This is a genomic window from Cryobacterium sp. TMT2-17-1 (genome assembly GCF_004402765.1).
Classification (GTDB): domain Bacteria; phylum Actinomycetota; class Actinomycetes; order Actinomycetales; family Microbacteriaceae; genus Cryobacterium; species Cryobacterium sandaracinum.
Genome location: NZ_SOGC01000046.1, coordinates 1 through 26,030, shown reverse-complemented (window position 1 = coordinate 26,030; position 26,030 = coordinate 1). Strand labels below are relative to the sequence as shown.

Below are 26,030 nucleotides of genomic sequence, written 5' to 3'. Positions count from 1 at the left end.
TGCCGGTGCCGATGCGGGTACCGGTGCGGCCTACGACCAGACGTCGCGGTGGTCTGTGGCGAACTGCCGGAAGGTGGTTGCCGGATCGCCCGAGAGCCGCCGGATCACCCGGTTCGGGCACGCGGAAACCCCCAGGCGCACCACCCGGTAGATCATCTTCTGCACGGCGATGAAGTCGGCCTCTGCGCCCTGCTCGGCCAACCGGGAGAGGTAGTCGTCGACGCTCGGCCGCGCATAAACGATGCGCCACCCGAGCACCTCCGAGAGGATGTCCGCCACCTGGTAGTAATCCAGCGACTGCTCGCCCGACAGCGTGTAGGCACTGCCGAGGTGCCCCGGCTCGGTGAACACCCGCGCGGCGACGCGCCCGATGTCACGGGCGTCGACGAATGCGGTGCGCGCCCTGGCCGCCGGAAGATAGATCTCGCCGCGCTCCCGGATGCCGTCACGGTACACGGTCGACAAATTCTGCATGAAGAAGTTCGGTCTCAAAAACGTGTACGGGGCCCGCTGACGCCGCAGGTGCTTCTCCACGGCGTGGTGGGGAGTGGCCGGGTTGAACTGAACACCCTGCAGGGAGAGAAAGACGATCTGGCGGATGCCGTGCGCCAGCGCCGTGTCGATCACCGGGATGAGGGTGTCCGCCACGTTCGCGATCGCGGGCGGGCGCAGCAGGAACAGCCGGTCGACTCCGGCGAAGGCGCCGGCCCACCCGGTCGGGTCGGAGAAATCGAAGGCACGGGGTGTGCCGGCCGGCGGGTCCAGGGCGAATTCGGAGCCGGCCGGGTTCCGTACCGCGGAGATGACGCTCTCGCCGGTGGACGCGAGCGCCGCGGCCACGGCCCGGCCGACGGTTCCGGAGGCACCGGTGACGAGGATGCTGCCCATCAGATGCCCGTGGAGTCATCGCGAGCCGGGGTGGGAGAGGAGCCGGACATGAGTCACACCTTTCGTCGAATGCATTTAGTTTAGCCACTAAGGCAAATTGACACGGTGGAGGGCGCGGCGGCAGGAACGGTGGCATCCAAGCCGCCCGGAGTCCCCCAGACTGGGGGTGTGAATGCAATCAGGGTGCCCGGAATCCGACAGTCAACTTGGATCGCGGCTGCGGTGGCCGCCACGGTCGCCGTGGGTGCCGGTGCCGCCGGAATCGCGGCCGCCACGGGTCTCGGCGACGACGAGACCACCCTGACCGACACCGAGCTGGCGCGTGCGAGTCGCGCGGCCCTGACCGAGGTCGGGCCAGCCACGGTGACGGATGCCCAGCGCGGCCCCGCCGAGTCTCACGCGCTTTCCGAGTCCTCCGAGTCCTACACGGTCGACACCCGACTTCCGAACGGCGTCGAGGTCGCGGTTCAGCTCGATGAGACCTTCACCGTCGTGTGGGTGAGTGCACCCAGCTGGAGCGGCGACGCGGCATCCGTGGCCGAACCCCGCGTGCTGACCGCTGCGGAACTCGCAAGCGTCGACCGCACGACTGCCGGCCAGGCGGCCCTGGCCGAGGTCGGCAGTGGCACCGTGACGGACTTCCGCCGCAGCAGAGCGCTCGACCACGCCTTCGAGGTGGAGGTCACCCTCGACGACGGCACGCAGCGCGTCGTCGAGCTCACCGAGCGCAGCCAGGTCGTGAGCGCCAACCGCCCGACGCCGCGCTGAGCCGCGCTGAGCCGAGCTGCGCCGAGGTCGCCGGCCGGGCGGCGCTGCGCCGCCCGGCCGGTACGAATCGTTAGCTCGCAGATGGTGACAAGGTGACCGGTGACGAAGTACCGTTGCCGAGTAGGTCTGAAATTGCGTACTCAGAACGAACAACAATGACGTCGGCCCCCCGCACCAGCGGCTCCACCTGAGTGAGGTTCCTCGGGTGGCGCCGCGCGTCTTGCCCGGGCGCGTGCTGTGTCGCGTCCGCTGGGCGTCACCGCTCGACGAGGATCCCGTCTTCGTCGCAGTAGATCGTGCGGCCGGGGGTGAACGTCACGCCGGCGAACCGGGCGACGGCATCCGTGACTCCAGCGCCGGCCTTCGAGCTCTTGCGCGGGTTGCTGCCGAGGGCCTTCACGCCCAGCGGCATCCCTCCGATGGCCACCCGGTCGCGGATCGCACCGTTGATCACCACGCCGGCCCAGCCGTTCTGCACCGCGAGGTCGGCGATCATGTCGCCCATCAGCGCCGTATTCAGCGAGCCGCCGCCGTCGATGACGAGCACCTCGCCGGCGGCGGGCGTCGACAGCACCGACTTGAGCAGGGCGTTGTCCTCGAAGCAGGTCACGGTGCGGATCGGGCCGCTGAACCGGGCGAGGCCACCCAGGTTCAGGAACTGGAGCGAAACGGATTGCAGGTCTTCCCCGCGCTGGTCGTACAGGTCGGCGGTCAACAGCATTGGTGTCCTCCAGGGGTCCGGTGCGGTGCAGGCTTTCTCCCTCAGGCTAGCTGCTCGCTCAAGCTCGCTGCGCTGCGGGACATCCGTCAGCCGTCAGGTCTAAAATCTGATGTCAGTGACGGATGCCGTGACGCCGGCCAGCACATCGGTCAGCACCTCCACGCCGATGCCCGGTCCCGTGGGAACGCGCAGGTGCCCGTTCTCGAGCACGAACGGCGCGGTCAGGTCCTGTTCGTAGTATCGGCTGGAGGCCGAGGTGTCCCCCGGCAGCACGAAGTTCGGCAGCCCGGCCAGGGCCACATTCGCCGCCCGGCCGATTCCGGTTTCAAGCATTCCGCCGCACCAGACGGGCACACCGTGCGCGGCCGCCACATCGTGGATGCGACGGGCCTCCAGGTAGCCGCCCACCCGCGCCGGCTTGACGTTGATGATGCTGCAGGCACCGAGGGTGATGGCAGTGGCCGCATCCCGGGCCGATTCGATCGACTCGTCGAGGCAGATGGGGGTTCTGATCCGTTTCGCCAGGTTGGCGTGGCCGAGCAGGTCGTCCTCCTTCAGCGGCTGCTCCACCAGGAGCAGGTCGAATGGGTCGAGCCGGGCGAGGTGACGGGCATCCGCGAGGGTATATGCGGTGTTCGCGTCGACCTGCAGCAGCAGCTCCTCGCCGAAGCGCTCGCGCACGGCACGCACCGGCTCGAGGTCCCAACCGGGCTCGATCTTGAGCTTGATCCGAAGGTAGCCCTCCTCCAGGTAGCCGGCCACGGCCTCGAGCAGCTCGTCGATCGAGTCCATGATGCCCACCGACACACCGGCCGGCACCGTGTCGCGCACGGCGCCGAGGTAGCCGCCGAACGAGATGTCGGCCTCCTTCAGCTGCGCGTCGAGGATGGCCGTTTCCAGCGCGGCCTTGGACATCGCGTGCCCCTTCACCGGCTCCACGGCCCCGGCGACGCGTTCGGCGGTGAGCCGGTCGCCGAGCGCCTGCAGCCTCGGGATCAGGTGGTCGCGAATCACGACGTCGCTGCCGTCGAGGAACTCCGAGCTGTAAAGCGGACTCGTATCGGCGGCGCACTCGGCCCAGCCCTCGGCATCCGCGGTGGTCACCCGCACGATCGTGACCGCCCGCTCGGTCGACGTGCCGAACGAGGTGCGGAAGGGCCGCACGAGGGGAATGTGCACGCGCCGCAGTTCGATGTTCTCGATTTTCATGACAGTTCCTTCGGTGCGAGGGTGCCCCGCGGAGGCGGTCTCCCCGAGGCGAGTGCTTCGATGAGAGTACTGCCCGAGGCTGGTTTTTCGGTGCCGCAACCCGACCGCAACCGGGCGAAACCTGCCACGACCTGCACCGCCCACCTGCTCGGCCCGGGTGACGGATGCCTGGTCGGTGACTGCTCAGCGGCGGCCGTCGACCGCGTCGACGGTGAAGAGCGCGGCCTGCTCCGGGGCGAGCAGCGGCGCGGGCAGCCCGACGAGAGCGAGCACAGCTCCGGTCAGCGTCACTGAACCGTCGGTACCAAAAGCACCGGCGGCACCGGACGAGCCCGGCTCCGCCAGCCAGGCCGGCGGGGCATCCTGGATCGTGCGCGGGGGCACGCCGAGCGAAAGCGGTGCCACCCGGTAGCGCCGCTCGGGCGCGAGACCGGGGAACCGCATCCGCTCCGGCAGTGCCGCGCGCGGGGCGGCGAGCGCCACCTGGGCGAACAGGGCCGAGTTCTGGTCGGGCGAGACGACACCGTGCAGCTCGAGGGCCGGGTCGCTGGGGTCGGCCCGAACGACGACACCGGAGTGCAGCAGCGGCCGCAGCTGCTTGTAGCGGGCGATCCAGGTGGCGATCTGCACCCGCTCGGACTCGTTCGCGCGGGTCAGGTCCCACTCGATGCCGGCGCTGCCGAACAGGGCGGTCGCCAGCCGGAAACTGAGCTCGGAGGTGCGCCCGGTGGTGTGTGCGGTGGCCGCGCCGAGATGCCCGCCGAGGTACTCCGGCGGTAGGAGCACGCTCGAGTACCGCTGGATCTGCTGCCGCTCGAGCGGGTCGTTGGTGTCGCTGGTCCAGACCCGATCGACGCGCTCGAGAATTCCGAGATCGACCCGGGCTCCCCCCGACGCGCAGGACTCGATCTCGACGCCCGGGTGCTCGGCACGCACGGCATCGATGAGCCGGTACAGCGCCACCGTCTGCCGGTGGGCGGAGCCGGCCAGCAGGTCGCGATTGTGGTCCCACTTCAGGTAGGCGATGGGGTACTCGTTGAGCAGGGCGGTGAGGCGGGCGAACACCCAGCCGAAGGCATCCGGGTTGCCGAGGTCGAGCACGCGCTGGAACCGCCAGGTCAGCGCCGGCGACGAAACACCGACGGATGCCGAACCAATACCGGCCCCAGAACCCCCGACACCAGCCGCGTCCACCCCGCCGAGCACCCACTCCGGGTGCGCGCGGGCGACGTCCGAGTCGGCGCTGACCATTTCGGGTTCGACCCAGAGACCGAAGTCCATGCCGGCCGCGTGCACATGCTCGATCAGCGGGTGCAATCCGCCGGGCCAGGTGACCGGGTCGACGAACCAGTCTCCGAGGGCCCGCCGGTCGTCCGAGCGGCCGGTGAACCAGCCGTCGTCGAGCACGAAGCGCTCCACCCCGACCACGGCCGCCGCGTCGGCCAGGCGGGCCAGAGTCGACAGGTCGTGGTCAAAGTACACGGCCTCCCAGGTGTTCAGCACGACCGGGCGGTGCCCGGTGATGGTCGACCAGGAACGGACCCACGGATGCAGCCGCGCCGAGAGCCCGTCCAGCCCGGCAGCCGAGTACACGGCCACCGTCCACGGGGTGGTGTGGCTCGCGCCGGGGGCCACTCTCAGCTCGCCGGGTGCCAGCAGCTCGCCGCTGCCGAGCGCCGAGTAGCCCAGCGCGCTGTTCTCGGCCCAGACGTGTTTGTCGCCGCTCCAGGCCAAGTGGGTGGCCCATACCTCGCCGGTGCGGAAGCCGAACCCGGGCGTTCCGGCCGCCATCAGATAGGAGTCGTCGTGGCCGGGGCGGCCGTGACGGGACTCCCGGCTCCACACGCCGTGGCCGAGCGTACTGCGCTGCGGCCGACGCTCGTGGGTCCACAGCCCGGTGAAGTCAAGCAGTTCCCCGGCGCGGTCGGGCACCGGCAGGATGACGTCGAGCGAGCCAAGCTCGAAGGGTGCGGAGGCAGGGTCGTCACCGGTGTTGGTGAGGGTGTGGCGCAGTCGCAGCACACCCTCGACCGAGAGTTCGAGGTCGGTGCGCACGGTCACCCGGGCCGCGGCATCCGTCAGAAAGATCGTCAGGGCCTGTGTGCCGGGCAGCGTGCGGCCGGAGGCAGACGGCACGCCCGCCCGCACACCGCCCGACTGAACCTCGGTGAGGCGCAGATCGAGGGCCACGCCGCCGCACCCACCGGGCCGGAACCCGCTCACGCCCGGACGCCCGCTCCAGCCTGCCGCGAGGGTGGGCAGTAGCGAGAGCCGCAGGGGCACGTCGATCGAACTCGGCGAGATGGCCGGCACGGATGCGTCGGCCAGCGTTTCCAGCAGTTCACCGTTCAGGTCACCCAGGTCGGCACCCCAGTGCACGATGACGGGCACGCCCGTGCCGCGGGCATCCAGCACAAGGCTGGTGCCCGCGGCACGGAGGTAGGGAATCGACACAGTGGAGCTGATGCTACTTGGTGACCGGGATCGACTGAGCCTCGAGAGCGTCGATCGTGCTCTGCTGGGCGCTCGTGAGAGCATCCGTCAGAGTTCCGCTACCGGTGACGGCACCCTTGAAGCCGTCGGAGGTGTCGTTGTAGACCTGTGTCATGGTCGGGCCCCAGATGAAGTCGGGCGAGACGTGATCGGATGCCTCGGCGAACACGTCGTAGATGGCCTGGCCGCCGTAGAACTCGACGCCTTCCTTGAGGGCCGGCAGTTCGAGGCCGCTCTTGGCGGCCGGGTACAGGTTGGCCGACTTGTTCAGCATCGTGAGCGCCTCGTCAGAGGTGTTCAGCCACAGCGCGAACTGGGCCGCCTCGTAGGGGTGCTCGGAGCCCTTGAAGACTGCGGTGGACGAGCCACCCCAGTTGCCGGCGGCGTTCTCGCCGGCAGCCCACTGCGGGGAGAGGGCGACGGACCAGTTGCCGGCGGTGTCCGGAGCGCCGCTGGCGATGGAGTTCGCACCCCAGGCTGCGGAGTTCCAGGTCCAGTTGGATCCGGTGTTGTAGGCGTTGTTCCACTCGTCGGTCCACGGCGGGTTGGTCGAGACGAGGTCGCGGTCGATCAGGTCCTGCCAGTAGTCGGCGACCTTGACCGACTCGGGGCTGGTCAGGTCGATGGTCCAGTTCTCGCCGTCGTTCTCGAACCAGCTTCCCCCGGCCTGCCAGACGAATCCGGCGAACTGGTTGATGTCACTCTGCGAGAAGTTGGTGATGTAGCCGCCGGTGGCGCGCACGGCTTCGGCGGCAACCGCGAATTCTTCCCAGGTGGTCGGGATCGCGATGTTGTTGGCGGCGAAGAGGTCGGCACGGTAGAACATCGCCATGGGCCCGGCGTCCTGCGGCACCGCGTAGGCTGCGTCTTCTTCACCGAAGTTGACCTGTCCCCAGGTCCAGTCCACGAAGTCGTCCTTGGCGTCGAGAACACCCTCACAGGCGGCGAGGTCCATCAGGCCGTCCTGCACGCGGAAGTTCGGGAGGGCGTCGTATTCGATCTGGCCGAGGTCGGGCGCGTTGCCGGCCTTGAGCTGGTTGAAGAAGTTCTGGTACGTGCCGCCGTTGCCGTTCGGGCCGGTCTGCACCTTTACCTGAACGTCGGGGTTCTCCTCATTCCAGACTGCGGCGACGTCTTCCATCCCGGGGATCCAGGTGGTGAACGTGAGGTCGACCTTGCCGTCGGAGGGTTCGCAGGCGGCGGCGTCGCCACCGCCGGACGTGCTCGAGCCCGACGCACAGCCGGTCAGAACGACCGTGGCTGCGGTGAGCAAGGCGACGGCGGCTGCTCTCTTCTTGATCTGCATTGTTCTTCTTTTCTCTTGGGGGTGGAGGTGGTGCAGCTAAGAGGGGGTGAGGCCGGCTACTTCACCGAACCGGCGCTGAGGCCGTTTCGCCAGAAGCGCTGGAGCAGCAGGAAGATGATGATCAGCGGGATGATCGACAGCAGGGCGCCGATCAGAACGTAATCGCGCAGCACGGGGATCTGGTTGACCTGCGAGTTCCAGGCGTAGAGGCCGAGCGTGACCGGGAACAGGGTCTCGTCGCGCAGCATGATCAGCGGCAGGAAAAAGTTGTTCCAGATGGCGACGAACTGGAAGAGGAAGACGGTGACCAGGGCCGGCACCATCATCCGCACCGAGACCGTGAAGAAGGTGCGCAGTTCGCCGGCGCCGTCGAGGCGGGCGGCCTCGATCAGCTCGTCGGGAACGCTGGCCGACGCGTAGATGCGGGAGAGGTAGACCCCGAACGGGCTGACCAGGCTGGGCAGGAACACCGACCAGAACGTGTTGGTCAGGCTGATCTGGCTGAAGATCAGGAACAGCGGCAGAGCCAGCGCCGTGGCGGGTACGAGCACCCCGCCGAGCACGACGTTGAAGATCAGTTCGCGTCCCGGGAAGTTGTACTTGGCCAGTGCGTACCCGCACATTCCGGCGATGATCGTGCCCACGAGGGCACCGCCACCGGCGTACAGCGCGCTGTTGAGCATCCACTTGAGGTAGACGCCGTCGCGGTAGGCCACCAGGTTTCCGATGTTCTCGAACAGGGAGAAGTCGGCGAACCAGAGCGGGTTCGTGCTGTTGAACTGGGATCGGTTCTTCGAGGCCGCGACCAGCAGCCACCAGATCGGCACCAGGAAGTAGATCGTGAAGACGCCCATGACGACCATGGCGCTGACCCGGGCGAACGGGCTCTCGCGCTGGGCGCGCGGTGCCTTCGCCTCGGTTGAACGGATGCCGCGAGCCGGCTTGGCGGGGGTGGTGGGGGTCAGGGTGCTCACTTGGCTTCCTTACGCTGCGTGAACTTCAGGAACGTGAAGGAGAGGATGAACGTGGCCAGGGCCAGCACAACGGAGAACGCGGCGGCCAGGTTGAAGTTCGGGATCGACGAGGTGGAGTACACCGTCAGGTTCGGGGTGAACGTGCTGGTCACGGCCGAGCTGAAGCTGCGGAAGACCTGCGGTTCGGCGAGCAGCTGCAGGGTGCCGATGATCGAGAAAATGGCGGTCAGGATGATCGCCGGCATGATCAGCGGAATCTTGACCGACCAGGCGATGCGCAGCTGGCCGGCGCCGTCGAGGCGGGCGGCCTCGTAGAGTTCGGTCGGGATCGCCAGCAGCGCGGAGTAGATGATGAGCATGTTATAGCCTACGAACACCCAGGTGACGACGTTGGCGATGGCCCAGAGCACGAGGTCGGCCGAGAGGAAGTTGATGTTCTCGGTGACGGCGCGAAACGGCGACAGATTGGGTGAGTAGAGGTAGCCCCACATGATCGCGGCGATGACGCCGGGGACCGCGTAGGGGACGAAGAACGCCAGCCGGAAGAATCTCTTGCCGCGCACGAGCGGCGAGTCCAGCAACAGGGCGAACAGCAGCGCGAGACCGAGCATGATCGGAACCTGCACGGCGCCGAAGGCGAGCACCCGGGTGATCGACTCCCAGAACGGCCCATTCTGGAACACCAGGATGTACTGGGTCAGTCCGCCGAAGACCTCGGTGGCCTGGCCGAAGGTGCCCTCGCGCTCGATCACGAGCAGTGACTGGTAGATCGCGTAGCCGATCGGGACGAGGTAGAACAGGGCAAATAGGGTACCGAACGGCAGCACGAACGCAAGGATCGCGCCCGTGTGCTGCACGCGGGGCTTCGCTCCGGGGGCCTTGGCTGGCTTGGCGGCGCGGGGTCTCTTTCGGGCAGCGCTGCCCGGGGCATCCGTCAGGGGAACGGCAGGTGCGCTCATGATGAGGGGTCCTCTCTAATCACGCGGACGGCTCCGGCCGGCACGCGCACGATTCGACCGACGGGTTCGTCGGTGACGAGCTCGTGGCCGGCGGCCGGAAGCTCGACGTCGCCCGAACCGTGGTTGATGATGAACAGATAGCTGTGGGTGGAGCTCACACGGCGCACGACCTCGATGGCTCCGGTGCGCTCCGGGCCGACCGCGGTGACCCGAGCCTCCTGGGCGATCCTGCGCAGGACGTCCCGCAGGGCGCCGGCCTCCAGCGCGGTGGCGACGTACCAGGCGGTGCCGCCTCCGTGCCGGTTGCGGGTGATGGCGGGGATGCCGGGCAGCGGCCCGTCGATGTAGCTCGCGACCACCTCGGCGGTGTCGATGCGCAGGCGTTCGCTCCACAGGCTCGCGGCGGCGCCGGTGTCGAGAGCGAGAACGTGGGAGGGCAGCAGCGGAGAGAACTCCTCCACCGTGATGCCGAGGATCTCGCGGAACGCGCCGGGGTAACCGCCGGTGCGCACCCGGTCGTCTACGTCGACGATGCCGCTGAAGAAGGTGATCAGGGCGTGGCCGCCGGCGGCGACGTAGGCGTTGAGATTCTCGGCCTGCGCGTCCGAGACCAGGTAGAGGCACGGGACGACGACGAGGCGGTAGCCCGAGAGGTCGGCATCCGGGGAGACGATGTCGACCGTGACGCCGAGTTCGTGCAGGGCCGCGTAGGCGGCGTGCACCTGGTCGAGGTAGCGCACCGCGTGGGACGGACGGGATTCGCCGTCGCCTGCCCACCAGGATTCCCAGCTGAAGATGATCGCGGCATCCGCGACGACCCGGCTGCCGGTGACCTCGGCAAGACGATCCAGGGTTGCGCCCAGGGCCACGACCTCGCGCCAGAGCACGGTGTCGGTGCCGGCGTGGGGCACCAGGGCGGAGTGGAATTTCTCCGACCCCTGCGGGGAGGCGCGCCACTGGAAGAAGCAGACGCCGTCCGCACCGCGGGCGACGTGGGCGAGGGAGTTGCGGGTCATTTCGCCGGGCGCCTTGGCCAGGTTGTGCGGCTGCCAGTTGACGGCACCGGCGGCCTGTTCCATCAGGAGCCAGGGCTCACCCTGGGCGAGCCCGCGGGTGAGGTCCGCGGCGAAGGCGAGCTCGGTGGCCGGGTCGGCGAGGCGGTGGTCGAGGTAGTGGTCGTTGGCGACGATGTCCATGTCGCCGGCCCAGGCCCAGTAGTCGAGGTTGCGGATGTGCGCGGTGACCATGAAGTTGGTGGTCACGGCCACGTTCGAGTGGCGGCGCAGCACCGCGCTCTCGCGGCGATAGTAGTCGAGCAGTTCGGCGGAGCTGAACCGGTGGAAGTCGAGCACCTGGCCGGGGTTGTGGCTGGACAGCGTGAGCCGCGGGGTGAGGATCTCGGCCCACTGGCCGTACCGCTGGCTCCAGAAGGAGGTACCCCAGGCTGCGTTGAGAGCATCGATGGTGCCGTAACGCGCCTGAAGCCAGAGACGGAACGCGGCGGCGGTGTCGTCGCAGTAACAGAGCGCGTTGTGGCAGCCCAATTCGTTGGACACGTGCCAGAGGGCGATGGCCGGGTGGTGGCCGTACCGCTCGGCGACCTTTTCGACCAGGGCCAGCGCGTGCTCACGGAACACGGCCGAGCTCGGGCACCAGGCCTGGCGACCGCCGGGGAAACGGGTCGTGCCGTCGTCGGCGACCGGAAGGATCTCGGGGTGAAGTGTGGTCAGCCACGGCGGCGGCGACGAGGTGCCGGTGCCGAGGTTGACCCGGATCCCGTTGGTGTGGAGCAGCTCGATGATCGTGTCGAGGGTGTCGAAGTCGTACTCGCCCGCACGCGGCTCAAGGTTCGACCAGCCGAAGATGTTGATGGCCACCAGGTCGACGCCGGCCTCGCGCATGAGGCGCACATCCTCGGCCCAGGTCTCGGGACCCCACTGCTCCGGGTTGTAGTCACAGCCGTAGGCGATGCCCTCGTGCACGAACGGGTGGGCCGGGGCCGCACCGTTCGAAGTGGCTGCTCGCGAGTTCATGTGCTCCCTGACTGTGGCGTGCACTTCGTGGTGACGACACCGTGGTGACGATTCTGTGCTAACTGTTCTGTGAACGTGCACAGAGTCGGGAGAAAAACACTCCGTTGGGTTTTCTGTGAACGTACACAGAGTATGTATCTCCCGGCGGTCGTGTCAAGCGCGGAGTGTGTGCGGGAGCGTTACAGTTATCGAATGGTGACAATCCCGTCTCGACGCAAACGCGCGACGATCCACGACGTCGCCGTGGAAGCCGGAGTTTCCCGCGGCACGGTCAGCCGGGTCGTGAACGACGAGCCCTACGTCTCGGCGTCGGCCCGCATCGCCATCGAGGCGGCCATCGAGAAGGTCGGCTATGTGCCGAACAACGCCGCCCGCAGCCTGGTCATGCAGCGCTCGGAGGCCGTCGGTTTCATCGTGCACGAGCCGCACTCCCTGTTTTTGGACGACCCCAACATCGGCGGAATTCTACTCGGCGCCAACACCGTGCTCTCCCGCGCCGACTACCAGATGGTCAGCCTGGTCATCGACTCCCAGCGCGACACCGAGCGCGTCGCCCGCTACCTCAGCGGCGGTTTCGTCGACGGGGTCGTCATCGTCTCCGCTCGCCAGGAAGACCCGATCACCCGGGTGATCGAGAAGCTGCGCCTTCCGGCCGCCTTCGTGGGACATCCGCCCGACCTGCGCCAGCTTCCCTTCGTGGGCATCGACAACCGGGCGTCGGCGCGCGCCATCACCGAACGCCTCATGCAGACCGGCCGCACGCGCATCGGCATGATTGCCGCCGCGCTCGACCGCGACTCCGGCGCCGACCGTCTGGCCGGCTTCACGGATGCCCTCGGCGACCGCTTCGACCCGGCTCTCGTGGCCCGCGTTCCGCTGTACACCTTCACCGACGGGGCCCTCGGCATGCGTGCACTGCTTCAGCGTGACCCGCTGATCGACGGCGTGTTCGCCGCCTCCGACGCGGTCGCGGCCGGTGCTATGGAGGCGCTGCGCCATGCCGGGCGCACCATTCCCGGAGACGTCGGCATCGTCGGCTTCGACGACAGCTCCTGGGCGCTGCGCACCCAGCCGCACCTGTCCACCGTGCACCAGCCCGCCTTCGGCCTCGGTGAGCGGGCGGCCGAGTGCGTGCTGGGCCAGTTGCGCGGCGAAGAGCAGCCGGCCGAGGGCATATTGCTCGAGACTCCGATCGTCTGGCGTGACTCCGCCTGAATCGGGGGTTGGCGGTGCAGGGCCATGGCGGCAGCATCTGGCTTCGGGCTGGCCGGAGCACTCCGGCTGCGCGTCTCCCCCACCGCGCGTGGCCAACCCCCACCCCGCGTGGCCAACCCCCACCCCGCGTGGCCAACTCAGGAGAATGCTCGGGCCGGTTAGGGGCATCCGCGTGTTTCCGTGGGATTTTCGGTGCACGACGGATGCCCGCGCTGGATCTCCTGAGTTAGCCACAGCGCGGGTTGGTGAACGGGTCGGGTGAACGATGGATGCGGGCTCGCCTGCGGCGGGGCACACTGGAAGCATGGTTCGCAAGCAGGTTGTCGTGCGCGGGGTGGTGCAGGGAGTCGGGTTCCGCTACTACACCCAGGCCGAGGCGCGCCGACTCGGGCTCGCGGGTCATGTGCGCAACCGCGGGGACGGTGCGGTGGAGGTCGAGCTGGAGGGCGACGCGGCAACCGTCTGGGTGATGCTCTCGTGGCTGCAGCACGGCCCGCCGTCGGCCCGGGTCGAGGCGGTCGAGGTCACCACGATTCCGCCGCTCGGCGAGACCGGGTTCCGGATCGGCTTCTGAGCGGAACGGCCGGCTGAGCGGCGGCATCCGGTTGATACCGAGGTCAGCGGGCACCCGACCGGCTGGCGTAGCGTGGGAGCATGTGCGCGCGAGCTGCCGATCCCGCTCGGACGGACCCCCCGAAGCGCGTTCACTCGGCGGCGACGAGATCGGGCGTGCGCGCACTCACTGCGGCACCCGTACGCCGGGCCCTCGCCCGAACTTCTCGGACGCAGCCCGTGCACACCGTGCGCCGCGGGTTCGGCATCGGCCGCCTGCTCCTCGCCGGCCTGGGCGTGGTGGCCCTCGCCGGCTACTTCGATTACGTGCTCGGTTTCGCCACGTTTCAGATCTACAACTACTTCAGCTATTTCACCGTGCAGAGCGGTATGGCCGCGATCGTCGCCTTCGCCGCTGCCGCATTCGTCGCATTTCGGCACACGACCGACCCACCCTGGCTGAACTGGTTCCGGTTGCTTGTGACGACCTACATCACCGTCTCCGGGATCGTATTCCTGACCATCGTCATCCAGTCCTCCTCGCTGGACTACACGATCGAGGTGCCCTGGTCGAGCCAGTTGCTGCACTTCTGGATTCCCACGATCGCACTCCTTGACTGGCTGACGGATGCCGGCAAGGCCCGCCTGCCCTGGAAAATCCTGGTCTGGGTTCTCGTGGTGCCCTCGATCTGGGGAGTGTTCACGCTCATCCGCGGGTCGATCGTGGGGTGGTACCCGTATTTCTTCCTCGACCCGGTGCAGGTGCGCGGCCCGCTCGAGACCGTGATCTACTGCCTGGTCGCGCTGCTGCTCTTCACCGCGATCGCCGCCGTACTCACGGCCACGTCGCGGCTGCCCCCGCGGGCGCAGGGGCGCGAACCTACAGCGGCGTGAAGGTGTATTCGCTGGTCAGGTGCCCGCCCCGGCAGGCGCCGCAGTGGAGCACCCCGGATGCCCGCATCGCGAGGACCCGGGGTGTGCATTGCACGACCTTGGTGCCGCAGCACGGCGAGACCGCCAGGTAGGCACCGGGGGCGGTGGGTTGGTGCCCGTTCAGGCCACGAATGTGGTGAGTGCCTTCACAGGGCAGGTCAGGGTCGACGTCCAGAAGGACGACGGATTCGCGGTCGATGTCGATGTCGAGGAGGATATCCATGGGGAGCACAGCAATCGCACGGTCAAGCAGAAAAGTGGAGCAGTCGCGGGCGGGGGTGGTGCATCCCGGTGACGACCGCACTGGGATGGCCGGCGGAACGAGCCCGGCCTGGAACGGGGGCATCCACCCGTCAGGAATCCGTCGGCAAGGCCAGTCCGGGTAACGACTGGACCTCTGGGCGCTGCACCACGACGGGCTGCGACTGCATGAGAACGTGCCCCGAGTGGGAGCCAGAATTCATCGACTGGACGTTGGCAGGTGGGTACACCACGAATCTCAGAATTAAGACGGGTGGACAATCGCGAGGCGCCGGCCGGGGATTCGGGGAGCGGCGTGGTGCGGACCTACTCCGTGGTCGGGTTGTCGGTCGGCACGGCCGAGTAGAACGGCTCGAGGCTGCTCAAGGCGGCGGCGAGGAACTCGTCGTCGTCGACCTCCGCGAGGCGCAGAGCGGTCTCCGCCGCAACCAGGCCCACCAGCACCGGTTCGCCGGTGAGCGGAACCATGTTGATCCAGACGCGGAAGTCGTCGTCGCCGCCGACCGTGGACCAGAGCGGGGCATCCGTGTCCCAGAACGGCTTGTCGAATTGCAGCCAGATCTTGTCGAGCGTGCCCATGCCCAGGGCCGAGATGGCACCGCGGTGCGTGAAGGGCAGCGGCGGGTCGAACTCCATCACTTTGGTCTTCAGCACCCCCAGCGGCACGGTGACGACGACCCGGTCGGCGGAGAGCGACTCGCCGGTGCCGAGCCGGAGGCTGGTGCCGGCTTCGCTGTAGGCGATTTTGGTGACCACGCTCGACCCGAGCATGTCGATGCCGTCGCTGAGGTCGGTAAGCAGGGTGGCGAAGCCGCCCAGCACGATACGATCCTCGCCGGGGTCGGTGTCAGGGTCGGCCTGAGGGTTGGCGTCCGAGTACCAGGAGGACTGCTCCGGAACAGGGCCCCCTGCCAGTGGGTCGAGCACCACCGTGATCTGGTACTCGAGCCAGTCGGCGTCGGAAACGCCGGTGTCGGCATCCGTCGTCGAGAGCTTGGAGGCTCCCGAATCAGCAAGGGACTGCGCGATGGACACGTCGGTGGGCTGCTCGGCGGCCCAGGCCAGCGCCGTGGCGACTGCCTGCGCGCCGGTGTCGGGCACCTCCACGACCGTGCCGGCCGCGGTGCGGACCTCCGGCGGATCGGTGAAGGGGGCCGTGGCGACGCCGCGGTCGGTGAGGTCCTCGTCGAGGGTGGTCTGGCCGGTGCGCCGGACGAAAGCCGCGCCGAGCTCGATCGGGAATGGCCAGTCCTTGTCGGTGACGGTGTCGATGCGGCCGCCGATGCGGTCGCGGGCCTCGACCAGGAACACGTCGAAGCCGGCGTCCTGCAGGTCTCGGGCCGCGGTGAGTCCGGCGATTCCGGCGCCGATCACGGCGATGCGCTCCCCCGGGCGCGCCGCTGCGAGCACGTCGCGGGCGGCGCGCTTCCCTGAATCGCGGGCGCCCTGCACCGTGCCCGGCGCGTCGGTGGAGGTGGCCTCACCGGCGAAGAAGAGGCGGTCGTCGACGGGCTGGCCGAGCGCGGCGCGCTGCTCGGGCGTGGCGCCCACCGCGGGGTAACTGAAGGAGCCGCGGGCGAACGGGTCGGCCGACCAGGACGTGCGGCGCATGGCCGCCGGCTTCGGGACGAGCGAGGGTGTCGACGTCGGCTTGGGCGTGACGGGTGCCGAGGGCCGCGGAGTCGGCGTCACGCACGCGGTGAGCGCGACCAGGCTCAGGCCGGAGACTGAGCCGAGCAGAAAGGTTCGTCGTTTCATCGCTGTGTCGGCACCAGGTATGGCGCCGACGTCCTCCTCTCCGAGCGGGCCGGGCAGTACGACCAAGCTACCGCAGAGCCGGGTGAAGTGGCCGGTCGGGTGGGGGTGGGGTGGGGTCTGCGCACGTGTCTTCGGAGATTGTCGCGACACGCGGCATCCCACCCTGAAATACGGCGTTTCGCGAAAATCTCCGAGTTTGCGTTCGCCGGTGACGCGGTGGCGGTCTAGCGTGCGCTGGTGGCGGTCTAGCGTGCGCTGGTGGCGGTCTAGCGTGCGTTGGTGGCGGGCGGGGTCCTCGTCAGCGCGTCAGCTCACAGCACGTGGCTGGCAGCAGACGATGGCAGCACACAGCACGTCAGGCGAGCCGATGCTGCAGGAAGCCGTCCTCGAGCAGCTCCCGCACGCGCGGGAGCAGGTCCGCGGCGAGTTCGCGCTCATCGACGTCGAGCAGTTGGGCCAGCGCAGCGACGATCGAGCCGACGTCGAGCTCACCGTCAGAGGCGCCGACCAGGGCGGCGAGGCCGGTGTCCAGCGCGATCAACCGGCCGAAGCCGGTGCCCTGGTGCAGCGTCATCAGGGTGGGGTCCTCCTGGCCGGGCCAGTAGTGCCGTACCTCGGTGACATCGGATGCGACGGCGAGCCGCGCGCGGGCGAGGCGGGCGTCATCCGTTGCCGCGTGCCAGTCGTGGGCGGCGAGGCAAGCGGCAAGATGGCTGCCCATGCCTCCTGGATTGTGGCCGAGGGTGCCGGGGAGGCGTTCGAGCCGACGGAAGGTGGGGGTGCCGGCGGCCGGGCGGCGCAGCAGCATGTAGCCGAAGCCGACCTGACTCACGCCGCGCGCCGCGAAGTCGTCGAGCCAGGCCCCGTAGAGGCGGTCGAAGTCGGCGGTGTCGGAGCGGGTGCCGCCGTCGCGGATCCACGTCTCGGCGTAGAGCGTGGGGGCCTGCACCTCGCGTTCGATGATCCAGGCGTCGAGTGCGGCGGCATCCGTGGCCTGCACGGTCTCCTGCTGGCCCCCGTGCGCACCCTCGGCACCGGCCCTCGCGGCACCCTCGGCCCCGGCGGCACCTTCCGCCCCGGGCGTATGCGAATTCGACGGAGATTCAGCTCCCAGAGGGGCCAAACGCGCCGAATTCGGGCTGTTTGGGGCAAAATCTCCGTCGAATTCGTCAGGGCGCAGCGGGACGGAAGCTGGCGATGCAGGGGATGCGACAGGGGTGACAGGGGTGACGGGGGCGGCGAGCCAGGCGGCCAGACGCTCGAAGGCATCCTGGCCGGCGTGGTACTCCCAGTTCCCGAGCAGCTGGGCGACGCCGCCGGGGGTGAGATGTTCGGCAGCGCCGCGCACGACCGCCTCGACGAGCGCGTCGCCGACCAGGCCGCCGTCGCGGTATTCGTAGGCCGGCACACCCGGCACACGCGGGGTGATCACGAACGGAGGGTTGGAGATGATGTGGTCGAAGCGCTCCCCCGCGACCGGTTCGAACAGGCTCCCGAGGCGAAACTCGATATTCCCGATCTCGTTCAGCTCGGCGTTGAGCGCGGCAAGCTCCAGGGCTCGCACCGAGATGTCGGTGGCTACCACCCGGTCGGCGTGCCGGGACGCGTGCATGGCCTGGATTCCGCATCCGGTGCCCAGGTCGAGGGCGCTGGCCACCGGGGTCGGGATCAGGAGCCCGGTCAATGTGAGGGATGCCCCACCCACCCCGAGCACATGGCTTTCGCCGAGCGGGTGGCCGAGTGCGAACTCTCCCAGGTCGGACACGATCCACCAGCTTCCGGCGCCATGCGCGTCGACGAAGCTGTAGGGCCGCAGTTCGAGGAGCGGGCGGAGGGTTCCGGCCGCACCGGATGCACCGGATGCAACAGGGCCGACACCCGGAAGGACATCGGCGTCGACATCGGCGTCGACACCGGCGTCGACGGATACCGCGAGGCCGAGCTCCTCGGCCCCGGCGGCACCCAGCGCGGGGAGGGCGACATCGAGATCCGCTCGGTCGACGGGCAGGCCGAGCACGAACAGGCGAGCCAGTGTGGCGCAGGGTTCGGCGTGCCCGAGCCTCTCCCGGAGACCTTCCAGCCCCCGAAGCGCCGGGACCCGCTGGTTGCGGCGCAACGCGGCATCCGCTTCGATCCCCCACAGGCCAGTGAGGGCCGAGACCGAGAAGTTGGCGGCGGCGAGGTCGGCGCGAAGCCGGTCGATCAGTGCAGAAGTCACCCGTCTATTCAACTGCACCGGCTGCCGCACCGTCTGCCGGACCGGCCGCCGCTACCGGCGCTCCTCCGCCACGCTGTTACCGCCGTCGACGACGATCGTCTGGCCGGTGACGTATGACGCGCCGGGCGAGGCCAGCCAGGCGATCACGGAGGCCACCTCGGCAGCCGTGCCGCTGCGCCCGACGGGCACGAGCGCGCCCTCGACTGCCTCGCTCTCCAGCTGCGACCCGGTCTCGATCCAGCCCGGTGCGACCGCGTTGGCGGTGATGCCGAGCCAGGCCTCATCCACGGCGAGCGCTCGGGTGAGCCCGGCCAGACCAGCCTTCGCGGCCGCATACGTCAGGTCCCCGCGCGACGCCATCACCGGCCCAGACACGCTGGACACTGTGACGATGCGCCCCCAGGCCGCCGCGTGCATGAAGCCGATCACGGTGCGCGTGGCGTGGAAGGCGGTCGATAGGTTGATCGCGAGGCCGCGGTCCCACTCGTCCGGCAACGTGGTGCTCACGTCGCCGTGCAGCATCTCGGCATCGCCGACCGCGACCATGCCCGCGTTGTTCACCAGAATCGTGGGCGCCAGCCCGGCGGTCGCGAGGGAGTCGGCGAGCACCAGCGCGCCGGCCTCGGCGTGGAGGGTGCAGACGATGCCGGATGCCGCGATGCCCCGTTCCGTCAGCTCAGCCGCTCGCTCATGCACGCGTTCGGTCGTGGCGGTGAGCACGACGTGTGCACCGAGCTCACCCAGCATCCGTGCCGCGGCGAATCCGATCCCGGAGGCGCTGCCGGCCCCGGTGACCAGGGCCGTACGACCGGCGAGGTTCCACGCGTCGGGCAGGGCGAAAGCGAGAGGGACGGGGACACCGATAGAAGCAGGGAGTCCGACAACCTCGGGGAGAGTCATGGCGCCATGCTAGCGGCTACCGCGGCACGTCCATCGGGATGGCGGCGAACTCGCGCACGACCAGCCGGGGCGTGACCATCCGGTGCCGGGGTTCGGCCGACTCGGGGGCTCCGTGCACCTTGCCGCCGAACTCGCCGGTGAGCAGTTCGAGCACTCCGGCGGCCACCTCGTCCACTGCTTGGTCGACGCTGGAAAGCCCGATCGCGGCGGCGATGGGGGTGTTGTCGTAGCCGGTGACGGGCACACGCTCGGGGTTCGCGATCATCGCCCCGAGGGCGAGCGAGTCGCTCGCGCAGAGCACGGCATCGATCTGGCCGGCGTTCTGCCGCAACTGCTGCATGGCCGCGGTGCCCTGGCTGACGCCGTCAGTGGTGACGATCTCCAGCTCGGCCAAGTCCCGCTCCGAGACGTCGCCGCGTTCGATCATCGCGTCGTACCAGCCTCGTCGGCGGTCATCGCCGGTGCCCGACGGGCTGGGCCAGCCGATGTAGGCGATGCGCCGGGCTCCGGTCTCCTGCTGTGTCCGCGTGGCGGCGTGCAGGCCGGACCAGCCATCCACATCCACCCACAGGTGCTGCGGGTCGTTCATATCGTCGACTCCCCACGGCCGCCCGAAGGTGACGAAGGAGATGCCGTTCTCGATCAGCCATCGGGTGCGTGGGTCGCCGGCGAACGTCGACGTGAGCACGAAACCATCGACATCCGCGCCGTCGTTCAGGCGCCGGAACTGGATGATCTCGTCTTCGGGGCTCGTGGCCGTGAACAGCAGCACCCGCAGCCCCTGGGCGTCGGCCTGCTCGGTCACGGCGTGCAGAAACCGGTCGAGCACCGAACCGGAGATGCCGTCGATCACCGGGTCCAGCCGGATGCCGATGGTCGAGCTGCGCCGCGTGCGCAGCCGGCGGGCGGAGGCGTGCGGCCGGTACCCGAGTTCGGCGATGGCAGCCTCGACCCGCTGGCGGGTGTCGGTGCGCACGATGCCGGGCGAATTCATCACATTCGAGACGGTCTGCCTGGAGACGCCGGCCGCGAGCGCGACATCCGTCACCGTGGGGAACCCACCCATCGCCGCTCCTGCCCCACGCCCTTGTCGGACGCGCCTGCCCCCGTGAATTGAACGATCAAATATTGTTCTGCACAGAATACCGTGTCTCGACGGATCGCGGAAACACGGTGATTAGATCGATCAAAAAAAAGTTTGATCGATCAAATGAATTCAGCTATCGTGACCGTTACACAAGCAAACGCGCATCGATGCGCGACTCAAGGAGAAACAAGATGCAACGACGCAACTCCCGCTGGCTGATCGGAACCGGGCTCGCCGTGGCCGGCGCCCTCACCCTCAGCGCGTGCGGTTCCGGATCCGGCTTCGGCGGCGACACCGCCGATTCGGGCGGAGAGCTCACGAGCGATTCCACCCAGGGGCTCAACATTCTGATCGGTTCCAGCGGCGACGCCGAGACCGCCTCCGTCAACGCCGCCGTGGCCGCCTGGTCCGAGACCTCTGGCACCGACGCCAAGGTCAGCGTCGCCAGCGACCTCAACCAGCAGCTCGCCCAGGGCTTCGCGGCCCAGAAGCCCGCCGACGTCTTCTACCTGTCGACGGATGCGCTCGCCGGCTATGCCTCGAACGGCTCGCTCCTGGCCTACGGCGACGATCTGGCCAACAAGGACGACTTCTACCCGAGCCTGGTCAGTTCCTTCACGTACGAGGGCGACTTCTACTGCGCGCCGAAGGACTTCTCGACCCTGGGTCTGATCATCAACGACGACCTCTGGGCTCAGGCCGGGCTGACGGATGCCGACATCCCCACCACCTGGGACGAGCTCGCGGCCGTCAGCAAGACGCTCACGACCGACAGCCAGGTCGGACTCGCCCTCGGCGGCGAATACGCCCGTCTGGGCGCGTTCATGGCCCAGGCCGGCGGCAGCCTGATGAGCGAAGACAACACCGAGGTCACCGCGAACAGCGCGGAGAACGTCGCGGGCCTCGAATACGCGCAGACCCTCCTGAACGACGGGGTAATGAGCTACGCCAGCGAAATCGGTGCCGGGTGGGGTGGCGAGGCGTTCGGCAAGCAGCTCTCGGCCATGACCATTGAGGGCAACTGGATCACGGGCGCGATGAAGAGCGACTTCCCCGACGTCAACTACACGGTCGCCGAGCTGCCTGCAGGCCCGGAGGGCCAGGGCACCCTGCAGTTCACCAACTGCTGGGGAATCGCCGCCGACAGCCCCAACCAGGCCGGCGCGCTCGAGCTCGTCGAACAGCTCACCAGCAAGGATGCCCAGCTCACCTTCTCGGAAGAATTCGGCCCGATGCCCTCGATCAAGTCGGCCGCCGAAGACTGGAAGAGCGCCAACCCCACCCTGGTGGCCTTCCTCGACGGCGCCGACTACGCCAAGGGCGTGCCCAACGTGCAGGGCGCCGCGGATGTCACGAGCGACCTGAACGCCCAGCTCGAGTCGCTGAAGACCGGGGACGCGCAAGCGATTCTCGATTCCGTGCAGAAGAACCTCGAAGCACTGCTGAAGTAGTCCACGATGTCGACGCCTGCACGCACGGCTCGCCGCTCGAATATCCGGGGCGGCGAGACCGCCTCGGGGTGGCTCTTCACCGCCCCGATGATCATCCTGCTCGGCTTGTTCCTGGTCATCCCGGTGCTGATGGCCCTCTGGGTCAGCTTCTCCGACTGGAACGGCCGCGGCAGCCCCTTCAGCGGCACAGTGTCGTTCGTGGGCCTCGACAACTACTCCGCCCTGGTCGGCGGCGGCGGCCTGGCCGAACAGGACTTCGGCACAGCGCTGCGTAACAACGCCTGGTACGTCCTCCTGGTCGTGCCGACCCAGACCATGCTGTCGCTGCTGCTGGCCGTGCTGGTCAACCGGCAGATCCTGCGCGGCCGCGGCTTCTTCCGCACCGCGTTCTATTTCCCGTCGGTGACCAGCTCGGTGGCCATCACGGTGCTCTGGCTGTTCCTGTTCAGCGCCAGCGGCGCCGTCAACAAACTGCTGGCGTTCATCGGCGTCAACGGACCGAACTGGTTCAACGACCCCAGCGGCGTGCTGCACAACATCCTCGGAGCGTTCGGCGTCGAGACCGGCCCGGCCGCGCTCACGGGCAACACGTTCCTCGGAATCTCTTTCTGGGAGTGGCTCGCCGGGCCATCCGTGGCCATGAGCGCCTTCATCCTGATGGCCGTGTTCACCACCAGCGGCACGTTCATGCTGCTGTTCATCGCCGCGTTACAGAACCTCAGCGGCGACGTCGTCGAGGCCGCCATGATGGACGGCGCCAACGGCTGGCAGCGGTTCTGGCGGGTCACCCTCCCCCAGCTGCGACCGACCCTCTTCACCGTGCTCACCCTCGGCCTGATCGGTGCCTGGCAGGTCTTCGACCAGATCTATACCGGCACGCAGGGTGGACCAGGCAAGACCACGCTCACTCCGGCCTATCTCTCCTATCAGGCCGCTTTCACCAACCAGGCCTGGGGCCAGGGCGCCGCGATCGCTTTCATCCTGTTCGTCATCATCGTGGCCTTCACGCTGTTCCAGCGCGCTCTGCTCGCCGAACGCAAGGTCTCCAACCGGCGGATGCGTCCGTATCTGCAGAGCCCGACATCCGGAGGTTCGAAATGAGCACCACGGTGAGAACCCGCGAGCGCACCGTCTCTCCCTCCCGACGCCTGCGCGCCCTGGGCCGGGAACAGTTGCCGACCCGCGCGATCGCCGGCCGGTCACTGCTGTACGCGATCCTGGTCGTACTGGCGATCATCTACATCGCCCCGTTTCTGATTCAGGTCGCCACCTCCTTCAAAACGGATGGCGATGCCGCCAGCAATCCCATGTCGCTGCTGCCGCAGACCTGGTCCACGGCCGCGTACGAGAGGTTGTTCCTCAACTCGGACTTCCCGGTCTGGTTCCAGAACTCCGCCATCGTCACCGTCTTCGTCACCCTCGGCCGCGTCTTCTTCAATTCCCTGGCCGGTTACGCCCTCGCGCGGCTGCACTTCCGGGGCCGCACCGTGATCTTCGCGCTGCTCATCGCCGTGATGAGCGTGCCCGGGGTCGTGCTCCTGATCCCGAAGTTCCTGGTGATCAACCAGCTCGGCATCTACGACACCTACGTTGCAATGATCGTGCCGCTGCTCACGGATGCCGCGGGCGTCTTCATCATGAAAAACTTCTTCGAGTCGATTCCGGCGAGTGTGGAGGAGCAGGCACGCATCGACGGGGCCAGCACCTTCCGGGTGTTCTGGTCGATCGTTCTGCCGATGGCCCGGCCGGCCCTGGTGACCATCATCATCCTGTCGTTCCAAGGGTCCTGGAACGAGCTGTCCCACTTCATCGTGGCCACGCAGTCCCCCGAGCTGACGACGCTGACCAAGGGCGTGGCGTCACTGGCCTCCGGGCAGCTCAGCCAGGGCACGCAATACCCACTCAAGCTGGCCGCGGCGGCGATCATGACCATCCCGGTCGCGGTGATGTTCTTCATCTTCCAGAAACGCATCATGAACACCACCGATGGGGCGGTGAAGGAGTAGTCCTTCTCTCCACCCTTTTCCTTCCGTTCCCTCGCTACTTCCGTTCCTTCTGTTCCTTCCGTTCCTTCTGTTCCTTCTGTTTCTTCTCTACTTCCATCCCTTCTCTACTTCCATCCCTTCTCTACTTCCATTCCTTCTGTTCCTTCTGTTCCTTCTGTTTCTTCTGCAGATCCGCACCACAACCCCCTCTGGAGTCGTACCTCGCTCATGTTCTCTCACCCCGTTCAGCCTCTGCTCCATGACTCCGCCATCGTTCTGGCGGCCCCGACCCAGGCGTGGTCGCGGTCCGACGGGCAGACCGACAAACCCATCCACGGCTTGTACCACGCGGACACCCGGATCCTCTCCGGCTGGTCCCTGCTGATCGGCGGCCGGACCGGCGAAGCGATCGGACACGCCCAGCGCGGCGCGGGACAGGTCACCTTCACGTCGCTGCTCCGCCACCTCGACGACCGCACCGCCGACCCCCGGCTGCGGCTCGAAGTCACCCGCACGGTCACCGCGGGGCGCCTGACCGAACGGATCGAGATCATCTCGGGACTCGAACAGGCTCTCGACACGACCGTGTCCGTGCGCCTGACGCCCGATTTCGCCGATATGCAGACCGTGAAGGCCGGCCTCGCGGGGGCCGCCGAGCGCGACGCTTTCGGGGGCGTGGACCTGCCCGCGGCACCGGATGTCGTTGTGACGGAGGCGAGCGGGGGCATCCGTCTGTCGACCGACACCGTGGCGGCGCTGGTGGGGGTGAGCGACGACGGGGTGCTGACCGGCTCGACCGCCGAGGCTGACACCGAGGTCACCGGCACCTGGTCGGTCACCGTGCCCGCGAAAAGCAGCATCACCGTGGAGTGGACCGTCGAGATCGCGCACGCGGCCACCGTGGTGCAGGCCGCATCGGGGCTGCCTGAGTGGTCCGGGGTGTCGGTGCGCTCCGGCGATGAGCGCCTCGGACGTTGGGTGGCACGTGCGCTCGACGACCTGACCGGTCTGCGGATGGCCACCACGACGAGTCCGGCCGAGCCGTTCCTGGCCGCCGGCGCCCCCTGGTTCTTCACCCTGTTCGGCCGGGATTCCCTGTGGGCGGCGCGCTTCCTGCTGCCGCTCGGCACCGAGATCGCGGGCTCCACGCTGCGCCTGCTCGCACAGCTGCAGGGCACCAAGAGCGACACCGAGACCGCGGAACAGCCCGGCAAGATCATGCACGAACTGCGCCCCGATGTGTACTCGATGCCCGGCGAGAGCCTGTCGCTGCCGCCGCTGTACTACGGCACCGTCGATGCCACCCCGCTCTGGATCTGCCTGCTGCGCGACGCCTACCGTTGGGGTTTGGCCACCGAAGAAGTCGAGGCTCTGCTGCCTGCCCTCGAAGCGGCCCTCGGCTGGATGCGCGACTTCGGCGACAGCGACGGCGACGGCTTCCTCGAATACGTCGACATCACCGGCCACGGCCTCGCGAACCAGGGCTGGAAGGACTCCGGCGACTCGATCCAGTGGCGCGACGGCAGCCTCGCCGATGGACCGATCGCCCTCTGCGAGGTGCAGGCCTACGCCTACGAGGCCTATATCGGCGGCGCCGAACTGCTCGACGCCTTCGGCAGGGCCGGCGGCGACGCCTGGCGCGCCCGGGCGGCCGCGCTCCAGACCCGGTTCCGGGACTCGTTCTGGATCGACGCGCCCGCCGGCCGCTACCCGGCCGTCGCCCTCGACGCCTTCAAGCGCCCGGTCGACACCGTGACCAGCAACATCGGCCACCTGCTCGGAACCGGGCTGCTCTCCGCGGAGGAGTCCGCCCTCGTGGCCGCCCGGCTCGTGTCTCCGGAGTTGAACTCCGGCTACGGTCTCCGCACGATGTCGACGGACTCCGTCGGCTACTGGCCGCTGAGCTACCACGGCGGCTCGGTGTGGACCCACGACACCGCGATCGCGATCGCCGGTCTGGGGCGCGCCGGTTTCGGTGCCGAGGCCGGCATCCTGATCGAGGGGCTGCTCGCGGCGGCCGAATCATTCGACTACCGTATGCCGGAACTGCACTCGGGCGACGCGTCCTCCCTGGTTGCCGCCGCGGTTCCCTACCCGGCCGCCTGCCGCCCGCAGGCCTGGTCGGCGGCGGCGGCGGTCTCCGTGCTCGGCACCGTGCTCGGCCTGGAACCCGATCCGGTCACCGGCCAGGTCACCTCCACCCCGATCATCCCCGCGGTCGTCGGCGACGTTGCAGTGCGCGGCCTCCGGACCCCGCCGGCGCCGGCCCGCGCCGGCTAGCCGCGGCCCGGTCCGGCCCGTCGGCCGGCCCGCGGCCCG

At 68.5% G+C, this 26,030-nt stretch carries 21 protein-coding genes; 8 read left to right on the top strand and 13 right to left on the bottom strand.

The window, feature by feature from the left end:
* Positions 1-30 precede the first annotated feature (30 nt).
* Positions 31-888, bottom strand: coding sequence for an SDR family oxidoreductase (locus tag E3O47_RS13370; RefSeq protein ID WP_134401112.1), 858 nt, complete (start codon positions 886-888; stop codon positions 31-33).
* A gap of 168 nt (positions 889-1,056) precedes the next feature.
* Here E3O47_RS13370 and E3O47_RS13365 point away from each other — a divergent pair, with 168 nt between their 5' ends.
* The gene (locus E3O47_RS13365) at positions 1,057-1,656 is read left to right on the top strand and encodes a hypothetical protein (protein WP_134401113.1); all 600 of its coding nucleotides are present in this window, start codon (positions 1,057-1,059) and stop codon (positions 1,654-1,656) included.
* Positions 1,657-1,912: 256 nt separating this feature from the next.
* On the opposite strand, the gene rraA is transcribed toward E3O47_RS13365, so the two are convergent.
* From rraA to E3O47_RS13330, 7 genes are all read right to left on the bottom strand, one after another.
* A complete protein-coding gene (gene rraA / locus E3O47_RS13360; protein ID WP_104099347.1) occupies positions 1,913-2,377 on the bottom strand; it encodes a ribonuclease E activity regulator RraA in 465 nt (154 codons plus the stop codon).
* A 99-nt stretch (positions 2,378-2,476) separates the two neighbouring features.
* The gene (gene menC, locus E3O47_RS13355; RefSeq protein WP_134416154.1) at positions 2,477-3,586 is read right to left on the bottom strand and encodes an o-succinylbenzoate synthase; all 1,110 of its coding nucleotides are present in this window, start codon (positions 3,584-3,586) and stop codon (positions 2,477-2,479) included.
* Between the two features lie 183 nt (positions 3,587-3,769).
* The gene (locus tag E3O47_RS13350) at positions 3,770-6,040 is read right to left on the bottom strand and encodes an alpha-galactosidase (RefSeq protein ID WP_134416152.1); all 2,271 of its coding nucleotides are present in this window, start codon (positions 6,038-6,040) and stop codon (positions 3,770-3,772) included.
* A gap of 13 nt (positions 6,041-6,053) precedes the next feature.
* Positions 6,054-7,385: an extracellular solute-binding protein gene (locus E3O47_RS13345; protein ID WP_134420846.1), complete on the bottom strand. Its 1,332-nt coding sequence runs from the start codon at positions 7,383-7,385 to the stop codon at positions 6,054-6,056.
* Positions 7,386-7,441: 56 nt separating this feature from the next.
* Positions 7,442-8,248 (bottom strand): carbohydrate ABC transporter permease, encoded by an 807-nt coding sequence (locus E3O47_RS13340; RefSeq protein WP_104099356.1) that lies wholly within the window; start codon positions 8,246-8,248, stop codon positions 7,442-7,444.
* Between the two features lie 107 nt (positions 8,249-8,355).
* Positions 8,356-9,318, bottom strand: a complete 963-nt coding sequence (locus E3O47_RS13335) for a sugar ABC transporter permease (protein WP_104099343.1) — start codon at positions 9,316-9,318, stop codon at positions 8,356-8,358.
* Positions 9,315-11,351 (bottom strand): beta-galactosidase, encoded by a 2,037-nt coding sequence (locus E3O47_RS13330; RefSeq protein ID WP_134420844.1) that lies wholly within the window; start codon positions 11,349-11,351, stop codon positions 9,315-9,317. Before E3O47_RS13330 ends, E3O47_RS13335 begins: the two co-directional genes overlap by 4 nt.
* Positions 11,352-11,543: 192 nt before the next feature.
* On the opposite strand from E3O47_RS13330, the gene E3O47_RS13325 reads away from it, so the two are divergent.
* The 3 genes from E3O47_RS13325 (at position 11,544) to E3O47_RS13315 (ending at position 14,012) form a co-directional block, all read left to right on the top strand.
* Entirely contained in the window at positions 11,544-12,566 is a 1,023-nt protein-coding gene (locus E3O47_RS13325) for a LacI family DNA-binding transcriptional regulator (RefSeq protein ID WP_104099341.1), read from the top strand.
* Between the two features lie 304 nt (positions 12,567-12,870).
* Complete coding sequence (locus E3O47_RS13320) at positions 12,871-13,140, top strand: acylphosphatase (RefSeq protein ID WP_134420842.1); 270 nt, start codon at positions 12,871-12,873, stop codon at positions 13,138-13,140.
* Between the two features lie 218 nt (positions 13,141-13,358).
* Positions 13,359-14,012: a Pr6Pr family membrane protein gene (locus E3O47_RS13315; RefSeq protein WP_134342173.1), complete on the top strand. Its 654-nt coding sequence runs from the start codon at positions 13,359-13,361 to the stop codon at positions 14,010-14,012.
* Here the strand turns inward: E3O47_RS13315 and E3O47_RS13310 are convergent.
* From E3O47_RS13310 to E3O47_RS13290, 5 genes are all read right to left on the bottom strand, one after another.
* Positions 13,999-14,397: a hypothetical protein gene (locus tag E3O47_RS13310; protein ID WP_134420840.1), complete on the bottom strand. Its 399-nt coding sequence runs from the start codon at positions 14,395-14,397 to the stop codon at positions 13,999-14,001. The two genes, E3O47_RS13315 and E3O47_RS13310, sit on opposite strands and share 14 nt — an antisense overlap.
* A 221-nt stretch (positions 14,398-14,618) precedes the next feature.
* Positions 14,619-16,070 carry an NAD(P)/FAD-dependent oxidoreductase gene (locus E3O47_RS13305; RefSeq protein WP_134420838.1) on the bottom strand — a complete coding sequence of 484 codons (1,452 nt, stop codon included), beginning with the start codon at positions 16,068-16,070 and terminating at the stop codon, positions 14,619-14,621.
* A gap of 355 nt (positions 16,071-16,425) precedes the next feature.
* A complete protein-coding gene (locus E3O47_RS16630) occupies positions 16,426-18,288 on the bottom strand; it encodes a methyltransferase (protein ID WP_241986208.1) in 1,863 nt (620 codons plus the stop codon).
* Positions 18,289-18,339: 51 nt separating this feature from the next.
* Positions 18,340-19,188: an SDR family NAD(P)-dependent oxidoreductase gene (locus tag E3O47_RS13295; RefSeq protein WP_104099336.1), complete on the bottom strand. Its 849-nt coding sequence runs from the start codon at positions 19,186-19,188 to the stop codon at positions 18,340-18,342.
* A 16-nt stretch (positions 19,189-19,204) separates the two neighbouring features.
* Entirely contained in the window at positions 19,205-20,254 is a 1,050-nt protein-coding gene (locus E3O47_RS13290; RefSeq protein ID WP_104099335.1) for a LacI family DNA-binding transcriptional regulator, read from the bottom strand.
* 212 nt (positions 20,255-20,466) lie between these two features.
* Between E3O47_RS13290 and E3O47_RS13285 the strand changes: the two genes are divergently transcribed.
* The 4 genes from E3O47_RS13285 (at position 20,467) to E3O47_RS13270 (ending at position 25,991) form a co-directional block, all read left to right on the top strand.
* Positions 20,467-21,726 carry an extracellular solute-binding protein gene (locus E3O47_RS13285; protein ID WP_134342176.1) on the top strand — a complete coding sequence of 420 codons (1,260 nt, stop codon included), beginning with the start codon at positions 20,467-20,469 and terminating at the stop codon, positions 21,724-21,726.
* Positions 21,727-21,732: 6 nt separating this feature from the next.
* Positions 21,733-22,827, top strand: a complete 1,095-nt coding sequence (locus E3O47_RS13280) for a sugar ABC transporter permease (RefSeq protein WP_104099333.1) — start codon at positions 21,733-21,735, stop codon at positions 22,825-22,827.
* Positions 22,824-23,732, top strand: a complete 909-nt coding sequence (locus tag E3O47_RS13275) for a carbohydrate ABC transporter permease (protein WP_134342177.1) — start codon at positions 22,824-22,826, stop codon at positions 23,730-23,732. Before E3O47_RS13280 ends, E3O47_RS13275 begins: the two co-directional genes overlap by 4 nt.
* A gap of 207 nt (positions 23,733-23,939) precedes the next feature.
* Positions 23,940-25,991, top strand: coding sequence for a glycogen debranching N-terminal domain-containing protein (locus E3O47_RS13270; protein ID WP_134420836.1), 2,052 nt, complete (start codon positions 23,940-23,942; stop codon positions 25,989-25,991).
* Positions 25,992-26,030: the final 39 nt, after the last annotated feature.